At 68.5% G+C, this 16,396-nt stretch carries 15 protein-coding genes; 7 read left to right on the top strand and 8 right to left on the bottom strand.

Translation table 11 applies throughout. From position 1 onward, the window contains the following. Nucleotides 1-71: 71 nt before the first annotated feature. A complete protein-coding gene (locus D7V77_RS04600) occupies nt 72-614 on the bottom strand; it encodes a TetR/AcrR family transcriptional regulator (RefSeq protein WP_217275937.1) in 543 nt (180 codons plus the stop codon). Between the two features lie 115 nt (nt 615-729). Here D7V77_RS04600 and D7V77_RS04595 point away from each other — a divergent pair, with 115 nt between their 5' ends. Together D7V77_RS04595 and D7V77_RS04590 are read left to right on the top strand one after the other, a co-directional pair. Next, nucleotides 730-1,644 carry an NmrA family NAD(P)-binding protein gene (locus D7V77_RS04595; RefSeq protein WP_120575051.1) on the top strand — a complete coding sequence of 305 codons (915 nt, stop codon included), beginning with the start codon at nt 730-732 and terminating at the stop codon, nt 1,642-1,644. Between the two features lie 169 nt (nt 1,645-1,813). Further along, entirely contained in the window at nt 1,814-3,082 is a 1,269-nt protein-coding gene (locus D7V77_RS04590) for an SBBP repeat-containing protein (RefSeq protein WP_233596686.1), read from the top strand. A gap of 67 nt (nt 3,083-3,149) precedes the next feature. Here the strand turns inward: D7V77_RS04590 and D7V77_RS04585 are convergent, their stop codons facing one another. After that, entirely contained in the window at nt 3,150-4,172 is a 1,023-nt protein-coding gene (locus D7V77_RS04585; RefSeq protein WP_120575049.1) for a deoxyhypusine synthase family protein, read from the bottom strand. 150 nt (nt 4,173-4,322) lie between these two features. Continuing rightward, nucleotides 4,323-5,216, bottom strand: coding sequence for a helix-turn-helix transcriptional regulator (locus D7V77_RS04580; RefSeq protein ID WP_233596685.1), 894 nt, complete (start codon nt 5,214-5,216; stop codon nt 4,323-4,325). Between the two features lie 152 nt (nt 5,217-5,368). On the opposite strand from D7V77_RS04580, the gene D7V77_RS04575 reads away from it, so the two are divergent. The 3 genes from D7V77_RS04575 to D7V77_RS04565 all read left to right on the top strand — a co-directional run bounded on the left by D7V77_RS04575 (nt 5,369) and on the right by D7V77_RS04565 (nt 7,647). After that, nucleotides 5,369-6,076: a siderophore-interacting protein gene (locus D7V77_RS04575; RefSeq protein WP_158624320.1), complete on the top strand. Its 708-nt coding sequence runs from the start codon at nt 5,369-5,371 to the stop codon at nt 6,074-6,076. Nucleotides 6,077-6,128: 52 nt separating this feature from the next. Further along, a complete protein-coding gene (locus D7V77_RS04570) occupies nt 6,129-6,764 on the top strand; it encodes an O-methyltransferase (RefSeq protein WP_233596684.1) in 636 nt (211 codons plus the stop codon). Nucleotides 6,765-6,894: 130 nt separating this feature from the next. Then, on the top strand, nt 6,895-7,647 hold the full coding sequence (locus D7V77_RS04565) for a hypothetical protein (RefSeq protein ID WP_147451978.1): 753 nt from the start codon (nt 6,895-6,897) through the stop codon (nt 7,645-7,647). A gap of 219 nt (nt 7,648-7,866) precedes the next feature. Here the strand turns inward: D7V77_RS04565 and D7V77_RS43580 are convergent, their stop codons facing one another. The 4 genes from D7V77_RS43580 to D7V77_RS04550 form a co-directional block, all read right to left on the bottom strand. After that, nucleotides 7,867-8,010 carry a hypothetical protein gene (locus D7V77_RS43580; protein ID WP_158624318.1) on the bottom strand — a complete coding sequence of 48 codons (144 nt, stop codon included), beginning with the start codon at nt 8,008-8,010 and terminating at the stop codon, nt 7,867-7,869. A gap of 169 nt (nt 8,011-8,179) precedes the next feature. Next, nucleotides 8,180-9,568, bottom strand: coding sequence for a hypothetical protein (locus D7V77_RS04560; RefSeq protein ID WP_147451977.1), 1,389 nt, complete (start codon nt 9,566-9,568; stop codon nt 8,180-8,182). 86 nt (nt 9,569-9,654) lie between these two features. Continuing rightward, nucleotides 9,655-10,206 carry a hypothetical protein gene (locus D7V77_RS04555; RefSeq protein WP_147451976.1) on the bottom strand — a complete coding sequence of 184 codons (552 nt, stop codon included), beginning with the start codon at nt 10,204-10,206 and terminating at the stop codon, nt 9,655-9,657. 101 nt (nt 10,207-10,307) lie between these two features. Next, entirely contained in the window at nt 10,308-11,501 is a 1,194-nt protein-coding gene (locus tag D7V77_RS04550) for a hypothetical protein (RefSeq protein ID WP_120575043.1), read from the bottom strand. Nucleotides 11,502-11,746: 245 nt separating this feature from the next. Between D7V77_RS04550 and D7V77_RS04545 the strand changes: the two genes are divergently transcribed. Beyond that, nucleotides 11,747-12,652: an SMI1/KNR4 family protein gene (locus D7V77_RS04545; RefSeq protein ID WP_120575042.1), complete on the top strand. Its 906-nt coding sequence runs from the start codon at nt 11,747-11,749 to the stop codon at nt 12,650-12,652. 22 nt (nt 12,653-12,674) lie between these two features. On the opposite strand, the gene D7V77_RS04540 is transcribed toward D7V77_RS04545, so the two are convergent. Continuing rightward, nucleotides 12,675-14,522 (bottom strand): M48 family metallopeptidase, encoded by a 1,848-nt coding sequence (locus D7V77_RS04540; RefSeq protein WP_120575041.1) that lies wholly within the window; start codon nt 14,520-14,522, stop codon nt 12,675-12,677. A 320-nt stretch (nt 14,523-14,842) separates the two neighbouring features. On the opposite strand from D7V77_RS04540, the gene D7V77_RS04530 reads away from it, so the two are divergent. Beyond that, nucleotides 14,843-16,273 (top strand): SH3 domain-containing protein, encoded by a 1,431-nt coding sequence (locus tag D7V77_RS04530; protein WP_233596683.1) that lies wholly within the window; start codon nt 14,843-14,845, stop codon nt 16,271-16,273. Nucleotides 16,274-16,396 lie beyond the last annotated feature (123 nt).

Here is a 16,396-nt window from a genome sequence, read left to right as displayed (position 1 = left end):
CGCCCGCGGGTCTTCGCGTTGGGGGCGTGCCGTCGCATGCGCCCCCAGGGCCCGCTCGCCCTCGACCGCCCTCAGCGCCGGATGCCGGTCAGCGCGAGGCGCAGCACCCGGCGCGCGGTGACCGGATCATTCTCGTTCGCGACGGCGATCGCGTTCGCCAGCATCATCAGGTCCTGTGCCGTGGCGCCCGCTTGAAGCGCCCCCACGGATGACGCACGCGCCACCAGGACCTTCAGCACTTTGAGCAGCATGTCGGTGCAGCAGATGTCTTCGGCGGAGAGGCCATCCGGGCCGGCCAGCAGCGCGGCGGCGAGCCCGCGGTGGGTCGCGGTGTAGACCGTCACCTCCTCGAGCCAGTCCGCCAACTCGGCGGCGGGCGCCTTGCCCGGTTGCGCGGCGGCCCGCGCACAGAGCTGCGCGACGCCGTCGCGGAAGACGACCTCCAGCAGCGCCTGCCGCGACGGAAAATGCCGGTGCAGGGTCGCCGAACCGACCCCCGCCTTCCGAGCGATCTCCTCGAGCGACACCTGCGCGCCCTCCTTGGCGACGAGCGCCGCGGCGACGGCGACAATCCGCTCCCGGTTGCGTTGCCCGTCCGCGCGCAACCGCTTCATCTGCTCCACGGCGAACTCCTCCTCACGAGACCCTTCTCTTTGACAAACGGGGGGCCCCTCCGTATTTAACACGAACAATAAACGGTGGGGTCCCCCACTTAGCAAGGAGCCGCCGATGAGCCGAAATGATGCCGTTCTCGTCACCGCCGCCACAGGACGTCAGGGGGGCGCCACCGCCCGGGCGTTACTGGCCGAGGGCCGCACGAAAGTGCGCGTCCTGGTGCGCAATCCGGAGGCGGCGAACGCCAGGGCCCTCGCGGCGGCTGGCGCGGAGGTGGTCGTCGGGGACCTGGACGATCCAGCGTCGTTGCGCGCCGCCTGCGCCGGGACGCGGGCGGTCTTCTCGATGCAGTCACCCATCGTCTCCGCGACCGGCGTCGACTTCAGCAAGGAGCGCCAGCAAGGGAAGAACCTCGTCGAGGCCGCGCTTGCCGAGGGCGTCGAGACCTTCGTGCACACCGCGACGACCGGCGTCGGCGCCCACCGCGACGTCGAGGGCTGGGCGGAGGGGCGCTGGAAGTTCCACGAGGAGTACTGGGAGAACAAGCTGGCCACGTGCGACCTGGTCCGCACCGCGGGCTTCAAGCACTGGACCCTCCTCCTGCCCGCCACCTTCATGGACCACGCGATGTTGGATCCCTCCGGCTTCGTCGACGGGCGCCGGTTGCTCACGGTGGTCAGGGCCGACAAGCCCATCGGGCTCATCGCCCCCGAGGACATCGGCAAGGCGGCCGCGGCGGCGATCAACAATCCCGTGAAGTTCCATGGCGTGACGCTGGAGCTCGCGGGTGACGTGCTCACGCTCCCTCAAATCACCGAGGTCCTCTCGCGCGTCGACGGCAAGGAGTACGTGGTCCAGTCCTCCACGATCGAAGAGGCCGTCGCGGCCGGCCTGCATCCCGGCGTGGCTCAAGGCATGACGTACATGAACGTCGCCCCGGTGCTGGCTCGGCCTGAAATCGCGCGCGCCTACGGCCTTTCGCCCATGAGCTTCGAGGCCTGGGCGCGGCTGCGTCGTGAAATGACATGACGCGTCCATGTGTCACGGTCGTGCTCAAGCCAGACACTGTCGCATGTGTGTCTTTAATTACCCATCTTCCGCGCGCCCGTTTCTCGTGGTCTTGCAAGAGTGCCGTGACGTCAGATCTCCCTCCCTGACGCCGCGGTGCTGTTCCCCCCACTGAGAAATGGAGTTCGTGATGAAACACCTTCTCTTGAGCATGTTTGGGTTCGCGGGCGTCGTCGGCGCCGCGGGCGTCCCCTCCGTCGCCGCGGCCCAGGTTCCGTCCCCCTCCTGGGTGGCCCAGCTCGGCGCCAACCTGGATGAGCAGGCCAACGCCGTGGCCGTGTCAGGCTCGAGCGTCTACGTGGTGGGTCAGACGACCAGCCAGCTCGGCTCCGACCCGAAGGCCGGCGGTCAGGACGCGTTCATTGCCCGGTACGACACCGCCGGCAACCTCCAGTGGGTCCACCAGCTCGGCACCACCGGGTCGGACCGCGCCACCGCCGTGGCCACTGACGCGGACGGCAACGCGTATGTGGCTGGAACCACCTTCGGTGGCTTCGACTTCTACACCAACGCGGGCGGCATCGACTTCTTCATCGCCAAGTATGACTCAGCCGGCAACCGCCTGTGGTTGCGCCAGAACGGCACGCAGATGGATGACTTCGCCACGGGCATCGCCATTGGCGCGGACGACACCCTCTACTTCACCGGTTACACCGGCGGCAGCTTCGCCAACGGCGGCAACCCCAACAACTACGACATCATCGCCGGGCTCTATGACACGGCGGGCAACCCGTACTGGCTCCAGCAGTTCGGCAGCGCCGCGAGCGACATGGCGCGCGGCATCGCCGTCACGCCCACCCACGAGGTCTACATCGTCGGGAACACCTACGGCAGCCTCGACGGCACCACCTCGCCGGTGAACAGCGACATCTTCCTGCTCAAGCTCAACATCCTGGGCGCCCAGCAGTGGGTCCGGCAGATTGACGCGGGCGACCTGGATGACGGCAAGAGCGTCGCCGTGGGCCCCGATGGCGGCGTCTACATTGTTGGCGAAACGTTTGGCGGCCTGGACGGCAACACCAACAACGGCACCATCGACGTGCTGCTCGCCCGCTACGACAGCGCTGGCAACCGCGACTGGAGCCGCATGCTCGGAGGCGGGCAGCCCGACTACGCGTTCGGCGTCGCCGTCTCCTCGAACAACGTCGTGCAGGTGGTCGGCTACACGGGCGGGCTCGCCGGCATCCCGTATGCGGGCGCCTCCGATGCCTTCCTCACCCGCTACGACGCGCTCGGCACGAAGCTGGGCACCCAGACCCTGGGCACCTCGCGCCAGGACGTCGCCCGCGGCGTGGCCGTGGACGCTTCCGGCAACGCCTACGTCGCGGGACAGACGGGCGGAAGCCTTGGCGGCAATACCAGCGCCGGTAGCAACGACGCCTTCCTCGCCCGCTTCTGAGCAAGGCCTCTGACGAAAGCCCGGCAGGGCCCATCGCGTTCTGGGCCCTGCCGCGGTTCGCGCGTGACTAGCGCCGGTGCTTCGCGATGAGCGCGTTCGCCGCTTCCGGATGGCCCTGGCACTCCAGCAGCGCGCGGAGCATCAGCGGGACGACGATGGTGGCGTCCGACTCGATGACGTACATCGGCGTCGTCTCCGTCAGCTTGTCCCAGGTGATCTTCTCGTTGGGCGTCGCGCCTGAGTACGAGCCGTAGGACGTCGTCGAGTCGCTGATCTGGCAGAAGTAGGCCCACGGCTTCACGGGCTTCTGCATGTCGTACTTCGTCGACGGCACGACGCAGATGGGGAAGTCACCGGCGATGCCGCCGCCAATCTGGAAGAAGCCCACGCCCTTGCCCGCGGACAGCTCCTCGTAGCGGTCGTAGAAGTCGGCCATGTACTCGATGCCGGACTTGGCGATGCTCGCGTTGCAGTCGCCCGTCTTCACGTAGGACGCGAAGATGTTCCCGAACGTCGAGTCCTCGTAGCCCGGGACGACGATGGGCAGCTTGCGCTTCGCCGCCTCCATCAGCCAGCAGGCCTCCGGGTCACCCTCGTATGCCGCGGGCTCCAGCACCTGGATGAGCTCGTAGAAGTACTCGTGCCAGAAGCGGCGCTCGCCCTTCGCGGAGGCGTTCTTCCACATGGGGACGACAATCTTCTCCACCGCCCGGAACGCCTCGTCCTCGGGGATGCTCGTGTCGGTGACCCGGCGCATCCGCTGCTCGAGGATTTTCGTGTCGTCCTGCTTGGTGAAGTAGCGGTACTCGGGGAAGTCCTTGTACGCCGTGTGCGCGACGAGCCGGAAGAGCGACTCCTCCAGGTTGGCGCCCGTCACCGACAGGCCGTGAATCAGTCCCGAGCGGATGGCGGGCGCGAGCGTGATGCCGAGCTGCGCGGACGACATCGCGCCCGCGACGCTCCAGAACATCCGGCCACCGCTCGACACATGCTCCCAGTAGGACAGGAGCGCGTCGCGCGTCGCGCGGGCGTTGAAGTTCTTGTAGTTCGTGAGGATGAACTCGAGGACGGGCAGTTCGGACGTGGACATGGGGGCCTCCAGAAACAACGGGGTCATGACCCGGGAGGCGCCAGCCGACGGAATGCCACCCGAGGACACCCTACGGTCGCGACAGAACGTCGCACCGCCATCGGAGCGTCAAGTGGCTGCCGGCTGGGTACCACGGAAGGGGGCTTGCGGCTATCGCTTCCCCACCGGCGCGGCCAGGCGGTTCGCCATGTACCGCGCGGGTGACGTTCCGAGCGCCTTTCGGAACATGGTCACGAAGCTGCTCGCGTTCTCGTAGCCCAGGTCCAGCGCCACGTTCTGCACGGTCGCGTCCCGGGAGAGCTTCTGGATGGCCAGGATGATGTGGAGCTGCTGGCGCCAGCGGCCGAAGCTCAAGCCCGTCTCCTCGACGAGGACGCGGTTCAAGGTGCGCTCGCTGACGCCGATTCGCTTCGCCCACGTCTTCGTCGTCACGCCGATCGCCGGCTCGGCGGCCATCGCGTCCACCAGACGCCGGAGCCGGGGGTCGCTCGGCATCGGCAGGCGGTGCTTCTCGATGGAGACCGTCGCCAGCTCGTCGAGGAGCACGGCCACCAGGCGCGCGTCCGGCCCCTTGAGGTCGTAGAGCGCGGGACGCGTCGCCAGGCGCAGCAGGAGCTCACGGAAGAGCGGCGTCACCGACACCGCGCAGCAATCCTTCGGAAGGTTCGGCGCCGAGCGCGGCTTGAGGAAGACACTGTAGCCTTCGAGCGGCGCGCGACCCCGGATCCGGTGCGTCACGCCCCCGGGGATCCACAGCGCGGATTGCGGCGGGACGATCCAGAGGGCGTTCGACGCTTCGCAGATCATCTCTCCGCGCACCAGGTACATGAGCTGCGATTCGCGGTGCTCGTGGGGTTCGCTCTCGATCCCCCCGCTCGCCATGCGGATCCCGATCGCGTTCGCCGGCCGCTCGACCGCGGTCTTCAACCGTCCACGCGCATCGAGCGTGAACCGGCTCCCGAGCGCCTCGAGCGAAGCCACCGCGCCAGGAGGTCCGTTCGCCACCTGGACGTCTCCGCTGAACGTCCAGCTCGTCGGATCCACGGGCCGTGTCGCCTTCGATTTCCGCCGCTTCGCCGCCATGACCGTTTTGATAAACAAATTGTCCTGACTGCGCAATGCGGCCAGGGGCGCGACTCCCTATCGTCTCCCGCATGCCGTCGCCATCCACCGCGCCTTCGGGCGTCGTCGAGTCCATGTTCCATCGCCTCGTCTCGCGCCGCGCCAGGGTTCGCGAAGTCGAGTCCGTGGGAGATGCGTTCCGCCTCGTCACGATTGAGGGAGAAGACCTTGAAGGCCGCCGCTGGACACCCGGCGACATGATCCAGATCGGCTTCGCCGGCCTGGCCGGGCGAGCGTACACACCGCTCTCCTTCGAGCCTCGAACCGGCACCGCCACGTTTCTCGGGTTCGTTCACGGCCAGGGCATCGCGTCGAACTGGCTCGCGTCGGCGACCATGGGAGAGCCGCTCTTCCTCGTGGGCCCGCGTTCGGCGCTGGACCTCGCCTCCGTCGGGCGGCCGTTGTTCTTCTTCGGCGACGAAACCTCGTTCAGCACCGCGGCCGCGCTTCGAGCGACACCCGAGGGAATCCGGGAGGTGGCGTTCTCGTTCGAGGTGGAATCCACCGAAGCCTCGCGCATCGCACTCGAACGGATTGGCGTCACCACCGGTGTGACGCTGACCGCGCGCGAGCCGGAGGCTGTTCACCTCGATCGCATCGAGAACGAACTCATGCGCGCGCTGCTCGCCGAACCGCGGACGCGGTGTGTCTTCACCGGGAAGGCTCCGTCAATCCAGCACCTCTACAAGGCAGTGCGGCGAGCAGGCATCTCCGCGAAGCAGGTCACCAACGTCGCCTATTGGGCGCCAGGCCGAAAGGGATTCTCCGGTGTTCAGCGCTAATGACCATGACAGGGGTCCCCTGTCCGTCCTGCCCGACGAACGGGTGCGCGCCGTGCTGCGGCGACTCCACGGCGAGGCCGAACGGCAGATGCCGGGCGTCCTCCTCCACCTCCTGCCACAGCTGCCGCGGATGCTCCTCGGCCGCCCCATTGACAAGCCGGGCACCGAGCACGTCTTCGCGGACAAGTACCTCGCGATCGAGCGCGCCCAGGGCGCCTTCTGCTACCTGACGGCGCGGGCGCTCCGCGCCAGGACCGTCGTCGAGTTCGGCACGTCCTTTGGCGTCTCGACGCTGTGGCTGGCGGCGGCGGTGCGCGACAACGGCGGCGGCCGTGTCATTGGCACCGAACTCCTGCCGGAGAAGGCGCGGCGCGCGCAGGCGAACCTGGAGGAGGCGGGGCTCGCGTCCTTCGCGGAGATTCGCGTGGGTGACGCGACGGAGACGCTGCGAGCGGACCTCGGCGAGGTGGACTTCATGCTCAACGATGGGTTCCCCGTGCGGGCGCTCGACGTGCTCAAGCTCGTCGCCCCGGCCCTGCGTCCGGGCGCCGTGGTGGTGACCGACAACGTCGGTGTCTTCAAGGCCGACTACCGCGACTACGTCACCTGGGTGCGCGACCCACGCCACGGCTTCGCGTCCATGACCGTCCCCTTCCGCTCGGGCACCGAGTACTCGGTCCGGCAGTAGGCGCGGCCGGGCCTGTGCGGATCCAGCCACACCTGTGGCTGCTCACCCGCGGGCGAGCGCATGGAGTCGGGACCTTGCCTCGAACATGCCGTCCGTAATGCTGGCATGCACCCTGCTTCCTTGCTCGGGTATGACTCAGCGCTCTACGCGGCGAGAGGTCCTGCTCCAAGCACTGACGGGCTATGCCCTGATCCCCATGCTCCTGCGGCAGGACGCGCTCGCGGGGCCCGTGCGCAAGGAGGTCCAGGCGTGGCTCTCCCGTACCCATCAACTCTGTTCGGAGGTCCATGACCGGAAGCTCGAGCCACGGGAATGGCAGCAGCAGGTCGAGGCGCTCTTCGCCCGGGTCCCTCTCTCCGAGCTGGTTCGGGCCATCGACGCCGACCGACTGAAGCCGGGCCTCGAGCTGCCGGATGACCGAGCCGGTGCGATGTCCGCGCCATTGCCCAGGGTCGAGGGGTTGCCGCGCGTCTTTGGCACGAAGCTCTTCGGGCTGGCTCAAGGCAGAGCCATCGTGCCTCACGGACATCAGAACATGGTGTCCATGCACGTGGTGCTCGCCGGAGAGTTCCACCTGCGCCACTTCGAACGCGTCGAAAGTCAGCCCAAGCACCTGGTGCTGCGTCCGAGCATCGACCGCGTGTCCGGACCCGGGGATCTCTCAAGCATCTCGGACCAACACGACAACGTGCATGGGTTGGTGGCCACGAAGGGCCCCGCCTATACCTTCGACCTCATCGTCGACCGGCTCGACCCGTCACTCGGCTTCGCCTGGAAGCTCGACTACGTGGACGTCGACGGAGCAGAGCCCCTGGCGGGTGGACTGCTGCGCGCACGCCGAATTGAATTCGACGAGGCCGTGCGCCGCTACGGGAAGACCTGACTTCGCACCGTGTCATTTGCACTCACCCATCAAAATACATCCACACTCAACACCCCCGAACGCCAAACAAAGCCAGACTCCGGAGTCTTGGATTGCGGGACACATTGGGAGTACCATCCCAGACGCCTCTCAACCCAAGGAGCATCAGATGCTGCGGACGCTTGTTTCCGGAGTTGCCCTGAGTTTTGCCTTCGTGGTGGGAATGGCTGTTTCCTCCTCTCAGCTCGCCCCGAGCGAGGTCGTGCCGAACGAGGCCGTGCTCGTTTCGACCAGCCCCAGCAGCGCGGTTCCGGACGAGACCACGGACGAGTCCTCGCGTTTGCTCGGGTGCTGCACGGGTGATGGCTTGTTCTGCATCAACACGGCGGCATGTCAGGCCCGTGGAGCGGGCACCTGCGGCGCGCCCTGTAACTAGCCTTCGCTTCGGTTGATGTCGCTGGACCGGCCTGGAAGCAGGCGCTGGACGCGAGATACGTCCAGCGCCTGTTCTGCGTCGCGTGGCGGAGTGGCGTGCCCGTCACCGCATGAAGCCTCACAGACGGAAGACGATCACGTCCTGGTCCGCGGGGCTCATCCACACGATGGCGTCGAGGCTGGGGAAGTAGATGGCCCGGCGCCGCGCGATGCCGCTCGGCAGGACGGGAGCAGCGTTGGCGAAGGTCTTCGGCCGCAACGTCGCGGGCGTCGTCTTGAGGTCGAGCTCCAGCCAGGCCATGCCGCTGTTGAGCTTCGTGTACACCCAGTAGACGCCCTCGGTCGGCACGTAGACCATGCCGTGACCGTCGGTGGCATGCTCGGTGTCTGGGAATGACGCGAGCGACAGACCGCCTTCGTAGTTCCACGTCGAGCCCGACGCGAGCACGGAGTGGGTGGCCACGTCGTAGCGCTGCCAGCGGCCGGGAGAGGCGTAGTTCCCGGAGCTGTGCGGCGGCATGAAGATGGTGACGATGTCGCCATCCTGCGTGTAGGCGGCGCCGGTCCAGTCCCAGCTTCCCCAGCTCGCACGCGGGGCGAGCCAGGTGTCGGTGCGCAGGTCGTAGTCCGCGGCGAAGGGGCCACCAGAGCCGCAGGAGCCAATCACCAGCTTCGACTCGTGGTCGAGCACCGCGATGACGTCCTCCGTGAAGGCATATTCGTCACCGTTCGCGCGCGGATGCGTCTTGATGGTCCACGTGTGGCTTTCGAGCGAGTACCGCCACAGCCGGCGGCAGGCGACGACGAGTTCGTCACTCTCCGGCACGTAGATGAAACCGTCGTACACGTGCCGCGCCGTGGGATTGCCCATGGGATTGCTCGCGGTGCGGTCCCAGAAGATTTCGTCGTAGTACCAGTGGTCGCGCTGCGCCCAGGTGCCCGCGTCGACCTCCGCGTGGTAGGCCGCACTCGACTCCGGGCAACCCGCGAAGGTGGCGGACTGGCGGTACGCCTGACTCCAGAGGTGGGTGTCGCTCGGCATGTGTTCAATCGACCAGCGCATCGAGTCCAGGTCGAAGCGGTAGATGCCGTTGTTGCTCGAGTCGCCGTGACCGCCGCCGTGACGCCACAGCCTGCGGCCGGCGAGGTCGAAGGCCGGCGCGTTCCACGCCTCGGTGACGCCGCCCCACCCCTGGCTGCCGTAGTCCCGCCACCCGGGAATGGCGGCCTGCACCTGCGCCCCCAGGACGTCGAGGTTCGTGTCCGAGACGCTCACCCACCGGCCATGCGGCACCAGGTCCCAGCTCGCTTCGTTCACGCGGCCGTCATTGTCACGCCCGGGGGTCCAGACGTCGTTGACGACCGTGCCGACCTCCGGGCCCTGCCCCCAGCCCGGGGAGACGCCAGCGTCGCGTATGCCCGCGTCGCTGGACACTCCCGCATCGGACGGCGAGACAGAGCCCGTACATCCCGAAAGCATCAGCAGCGCAATCAGCCATCGTGACATGACTGCCAGTGTAGAGGATTCGGCGGCTGCCTTTCACCTCATGTGCTGGGTATTGGCCGTCACGATGTCACACCCGCCGCCAATGCCTATCTCCGCCGGGCAGCACCCTCGAGGTAGGTCCGGAAGCCGGCACCGGGAGGGGCGATCTCGAACTTGACGTTGAGTGTGCCGTCTGTGTTCAGCAGATACGACAGACGGAACCGGGGCGTGCCAGCGGCCTCGTCGGTGACGAACTCCGCGCTCGCCGGGGAACTCTCCGCACGGGCCGAGTACTGAATGACGTGCCCTTCGTTGTCGAAGTAGCTCGCACGCACCGCTCCAGGCGCTCCCGGATACAGGACCATCAGGTCCTCGTGCCGCCCACCCGGCGTGGAGGATTCGTTCCGGCGGATCAGCACATGACCCTGCACATCCGGCTGGAACGTGAAGGTTCCGGCGGACGCACCGGGCGTACCGCCACCCTCCGCGTCCCACGTCCCCATCAGGAAGGAAAAGGGCTTCAGTGCCTCGGTCAGCTCCGCCGCGGGAGGAGCGGTATGCGGCGGCTGCTCGTGACGCTGTGGGGCCGTGGCGCAGGCGGAGAGCGCCTGGAGAACAAAAACACCGAGGAGGAGGGTTCGGAGGATGGACGTCGTCATGGAGTGCGAAGCGCTCGAAGGACTGGGGGAGCGCAACCTACGAAGTGGCCCATGACGACGCCAGGGAGGAACACCCGGACGGGGGGTATGCCCCCAGCGGGTCACTCCTTGCCGAAGGCCTTGGCGAAGAGCTTCTCGATGCCCGACTTCTCGGGCTCGATGGCGATCGCGGGCGCGGGCACGCCCATCGCGGTGCCGAGGGCGGGGCGCAGGCCCGACGCGATCCCCGGCTTGATGTGGTGACGCAGGTCGACCGCCACGTCCGACTTCACGTGGGTGCCCACGCCCAGGGCGGTGTTCACGTCCGCGGACTGCTTGAGGAAGCCATTCTCCAGGCCGAACTTGCCGCCCGCCTGGGCCGACGCGCCCGCCACCGCGCCGGCGGTGACCGAGCCGTGCACCCGGCCCACGTGCCCGCCCGCCGTGGCGTACGCGCCCGCCGTGGCACCCGCGCCCACCTGCCCGGAGACCATCGCCGTGGCCGTCTTCGGGTCCAGGGTGGCCACGCCTTCCGCGAAGGCGGAGGCGCCGGCCTTCGCCTCACCCTTCACGTAGCCGCCCACGTGCCGGTTGAAGTCGTGGCTCGCGCTCGCCGTGACGCCCACGCCCGTCTCCGCCTTGGCCGTCAGCGCGGCGGTGTAGGCGTGCGAGCCCGTGTCGGCCGACACGCCGGCCTGGGCCTGCGCCTTGAAGCTGTTGGCCTCGCCAGTGAGCTGCGCGCTCGACACGCCCAGCCGGCCCGCGTGCGTCTTCTGCATCCCGAAGGAGGCGTTGGGACCCTGGACCTCGGCCTGAGCCGAGTAGTGGTGCACGCCACCGCCGCTGTGGCTGGTGGTGGAGGCCTGCATCGAACCCATGTTGGCGCTCAGCTTGCCGCCGCCGAAGGTGTCCTTCTGGTAGGGCGTGGCCGGCTTGTCGATGAACATGGTCTGCTTCGCGGCCGCGGGCGCCGTCAGCTTGTTGTCACCGCCGCTCACCGCCACGTCCGAGGCGCCCGAGGTCAGCTCCCAGGGGCTGTAGGAGGGCTGCCCCTCGGGAGCCGCCGCGTGCTTCGGCGGCGTCGCCGTGTTCGCCGTGGCCGTCGTCGCCGTGGGCTTGGTGGCCGTCGCCGTGTTCGCCGTGGCCGTCGTCGCCGTGGGCTTGGTGGCCGTCGCCGCGGGCGGGGTCGCCGTGGGCTTCGCGGCCGTCGTCGAGGCGGGGAGCGTCGACGCGCGCGCCGGGGGCTTCGGCTGGGACACCGTGGAGGTCGGGAGGCTGGAGGTGCGGGGCAGGGACGAACCGATGCGACGGGCCATGGCGGGAACCTCGGGAAGGCGACGAAGGGGGAGCAGTACAGCGATGCCCTGCCCTACTGCACCCGGCATGCCGGGCCCATGTCGACCGGTGTGGTCCCATGCCCGCCTGTGGTTTCAACGAGTTGGCGGAAGGTGCTTCACGGGAGGAGCCCGCGGGCTGGTGACTGCGGTCACCAGGAGGATGGCGCCAGTCACCATGGGCCCGCGCTTGCCGCCCGGTGTGATTGCCCGGAAGCTGCCTGGGCATGATCGACCCACGCTTTCCCGCCAGGCTCCTGGAAGACCTCTCCGAGCCGCGCACCATCGCCGGGCCGAGGACGCGCCTCAACCTCGACAGGTGGGGCGATGAGAGCGACGAACTGCCCCCCGGACTGGTTCCCTTCGCCATGGATGGGGGCGGAGGCGTCTGGTACCTCGACGTCGAGGACCGGCTGAAGAAGGGCGTGGGGGCTGTCTTCTACCTCCACATGAGCGAGACGTACGGCGACACCCGCTACATGGCGTCGTCCTATGACGAGCTCCTGCAGCGCGTAGCGGAGGGTTTGCACCCGGATGACATGCCCTCCTTCGACACGCTCGCGTCGCGGCAGGCTCCGAAGGGGGTGCGCGTGCCGGGCATCGAAGGCCTGGTGGACGTCGAGCGCATCCATGCGAGCACCGGCAGACCCGCGCTCGTGACCGTGCATGAGAACGCGCGCTGCGAGGGAGGCTTCGTGGCTCGGGCGGGCACGTCCGTCTACATGACCGACGCGGGCCGCATCCACTTCGTCACCCTGGCGGAACACGCGGTCGTGGACGGCATCCCGTGCGCTGGGGACACGGTGCTCGCCCCTCATCCGATGACGGGACGCCCGCTGCGCTTCACCCCGGCCGAGCCCATCGTCGTCGACGGCATCCCGCTGGCCCCCTTCCACGAGGTCATGGTCGAGGATCCCATCTACTCCCCCGGAATGTCCGGCGTGCTGGCCCGCGACCACGACGTGGAGGGGCTCCCCCTGGCCGCCGGCACCCCGGTGCATTTCCTCCACGGGAGTCTCTTCAACGGCACGTTGCGCGCCGACGCGAACGTCGCGGGGACCCCGCTTCCCGCCGGCACCTCGTTCGAGCTCGCGAACGGAGTTCTCTACCGCACCCGCCCGCCGGCGACGTGACGCCAGCGGGCGGAGCTCCTGCTCAAGCGGCCTGCGAGTCCGAGCGGTGCGCCTTCATGAACCGGTGTCGTCCCAGGTAGCGCTCGAAGGCCTCCAGCACCGCGTCCTGCTCCTTCAGCTTGCTCAAGCAGATGGCGCGCCCGCCCTTGAAGCGGCCCTCGCCGGTGACCTTCAGGTCCAGGTACTTCTTGAACATGCGGTCGGCGGTGGAGGCGGTGGAGATCCGCTCGAACTCGACGGGCTCTTCCCACTCCGAGCAGCTCACCTGCGCGTAGTCCATCCGCACCTCGTAGCCGGCCTCCTTGCCCCCGAAGACGAGCGCCGGGAAGAACTTCTCCACGTGCTGCCGCTCCTCGTCCGTGGACGGCTCGTAACGGCAGGCGAGCGCCAGGTCATGGGCCTGGGAGAAGCGCGCCTCGTAGGCGCCCCACAGCCGCGCCTCGATGGCCTCCGCGTCCTCGAAGGCCTCCGCCCACGAGGACTCCACGGGCTCCAGGAGCACCTGCGCCATGTCCGCGGGCTTGAGGTGGACGCCCACGTTCTCCATGCGCGCGCCCAGCGGCGGGTGTGAGTCGAACGGATGGGGCGTCACGGCGCCCTGCAGGTCGTCGTGCACCGCCTCCGACTGGGCGTATTCGGAGAAGCCGTGCGCGACCCGCTGGGAGATGCCCACCGACTGGTGCTGCTCGTCCTGGGCGAAGAGCTTCGCCTCCACGCGGTCCCGGAAGCTCGAGTACGCGCCCACCTTCACCAGCGAGCGGGCGATGTCCTGCCCCGACGTGACACCCGCCGCCAGCCGGTCCGCCGCGAGCTCGCTGGCGCGACGGCTGCGGCCCAGGGACAGCTCGAACAGCCCGCGATAGGCCGCCATGAAATAGAAGACAGGGCGCGTCACGCCGCCCTCGTACAGCGTCTCCAGGTAGTGGCCGAAGTGCGAGAGCATGGGCGCCAGCCGCTTGCCGTGCCCCGTGTCGCCGCCCAGCAGGTGCCCCATCTCGTGCGCCAGCACGGCCTCCGCTTCGGAGCGCTCCAGCAGGCGCAGCAGGGACAGGCTCACGAAGAGGGTACGGCCGGAGAGGATGCGCCCGTCCACGCGCACGTCGTTCTCCGTGACGAAGAAGTTGGTGTCGATGCCCGCGAGGATGTGGTCGGGCGGCGTCGTCTGGAGCCGCTCGCACAGCCGGCGCACGCAGGCCCACAGCTCCGGGGCGCGCGCTTCGGGCACCTCTTCCGCCTCCACGTCGAAGTCCATGGGCGGGCGGCGGAAGATGGCCACCACCACCAGGAAGACGGCGGCCGCCGCCATGAGGGCCATGATGCCGATGAGCTTCGGGTAGTAGCGATCGGCCCAGAGCGCGGTCACCCAGTAGGAGAGCCACACCAGCAGCACACCCTGCCCCAGCACCTGGAGCGCGCTGGCGACCCGGAGCACGAGCCAGCCCACCACGAAGCTGCCGTACTGGAAGGGACGCGAGATGAACGCCGCCAGGCCGCACAGGAGCGCGACCGCCGTGGAGGCAAGCCCGAGCGCCAGCAGGACCCAGGAGGCCAGGTACGCCCACCCGAACTGCTTCGCGTCCGAGCACGCTTCGCCCAGGCTGTTGCGGTAGCGCGCCAGGTCCTCACTGTCGCTCGTGCAGGCCGCCGACGCGGGGACCTCGCGGTAGAAGGCGAGCGCCTCCTGGCGGTCCTCCGCGCTCAACTCCGTGTCGCGTCCAATCTGCTTCTCGATGACTTCGAACACCTGCGCGTCGAAGCGGTCGGAGGCATGACCGGAGAACCAGAGCCCGAACAGCGGCAGGGCGAAGAGCAGCAGCGCGGGCAATACGAGGCTGCGGACGAAACCAGGGGATTTACGAGAGGAGGCCATGGGAATTGTCGAACCAGCATAGCGCGGCGCACGCCCTGCCCCATCCCCTGCTCCGTCTCTATCGCGACATGGCCGACCTCGAAGCCATGGAGCGCCTCATGGCGCGGGCGCATGCACGGGCTGGGCGCCAGGCGCGCCATCGTGCACGCATTCGAAGACACCCCGGCGTCCGCTACCAGTCCCCCGAATTCACCGTGGTGGACCGCGACCTCAGCCACATTCTGGAGTCCCCCTGATTGATCCCCCCTGCGAAATAGCCCCCACTGAGAGTTCGTTCTCCCGATAGGAGAGCAATCGACCCTCAAGCGGGAGCAGAACCCATGAGCCGCCTGGCCATCCCTTCTCGTCGTACGTGGCGCATGCGGGCACTCTCGCTCGCGGTGATGGGGGCCCCAGCCAGCCTTGGCGCGTGCGCCACGCCGTCCGCGCTCGCGGTGTCTGCGTCCGGGGTGCCGGCGTTCAGCGAAGACATGCTGTCGCCTGAGTTCTGGATCCGCCGCGCACCGTCTCCCGATGCGGTGCTGCTCGATGCCAGCCAGGTGGCGGCGAAGCGCGAACTCGCGTTCGGTCCGAAGGGCGGCCTGTTCGATCTGAGAGGCATTCCCGCCACGCTGACTCGGGCCCAGGTCGCCGGTTGGATCAGGGATGCGCAGCAGACGCCCATCAAGGCGGTCATCGACGACCAGGGCCATCCGGTGACGGGGGCGATGCTCGACGAGCTTCGCCAGAACGCCGCGGCCGAGCACATCCCCGAAACCTCCACCGCACGCTACGGCCTCAGCGTGCGGCGCACGCCCTTGCGGTCACTGCCGTCCGGTCGACTGTTCTTCGCCTCGCAGGACCTGCGCGACTACGAGAGCCTGCAGGCCGGCATCCTGTTCCCGGGTGAGCCGGTCGTCATCGCGCACCAGAGCGCGGACCAGCAATGGCTGTTCGTCCAGACGACGCAGGGGCCCGCGTGGGTCAAGCGCGGCGACATCGCGGAAGGCACGGCGGACGCGGTGTTCTCCTACGTGGCGAAGGCACCCGGGCGCGTCGTCACGGGCGACCAGGTGCGCACGGTCTTCACTCCGGAAGCGCCGGGAGTATCCGAACTCGAGCTCGACATGGGGGTCGCGCTGCCACGAGCCGACGTGTCGCCCGGCGAGCCCGTCAACGGCGCCAGCAGCTATGCCTCGTGGCCGGTGCAGTTGCCGGTGCGCGAGCAGGACGGCTCACTGGCCTTCCGGAGCGCCCTGCTGCGCCGGACCGCCGACACCGCGCCCGGCTATCTGCCGCTGACCCGCGCCAACATCCTCCGCCAGTCCTTCAAGTTCCTCGGCGAGCGCTACGGCTGGGGGCACCAGTTCAACGCGCGCGACTGCAGCGGCCTGACCAGCGAGGTGTACCGCAGCATGGGGCTGTTCCTCCCGCCCAACTCCGGGATGCAAGGGAAGAGCGCGGCGCTGAACCACCGCCTCTTCACGGCGCACGACTCACACGCCGAACGGGTGCGCGCGCTGGAACAGGCGGAGGTGGGCGACCTCGTCGTCGTCCCCGGCCATGTGCTGATGATCATCGGCCACGTGAACGGCGAGCCCTACGTCATCCAGGATGTCCCGTATGCCGTGTTCAAGGACCCGGCCACGCAGCAGGTCCGCAAGACGAAGCTCAACCAGGTGTCGGTCACCCCGCTGCTGCCGCTGTACGCCGACGACACGACCCTGTACGTGGACGCGATGACGAGCCTCGTGCACGTCACGCGGCCCTAAGTAGGTCGCCAGAAGTTCTCTAACAAATCGCGCAGCCAGAAGCCCTCGGCGAGGCAGCCCGCCTTGCGGAGGGCGTCCTGGGGAGAAAGGCGCACTACCCAGCGGATGGCAGCGGCGACGTGC

The organism is Corallococcus sp. CA041A (assembly GCF_003612075.1).
Lineage (GTDB): Bacteria > Myxococcota > Myxococcia > Myxococcales > Myxococcaceae > Corallococcus > Corallococcus exiguus.
This window is presented reverse-complemented; position numbering and strand designations above follow the sequence as displayed.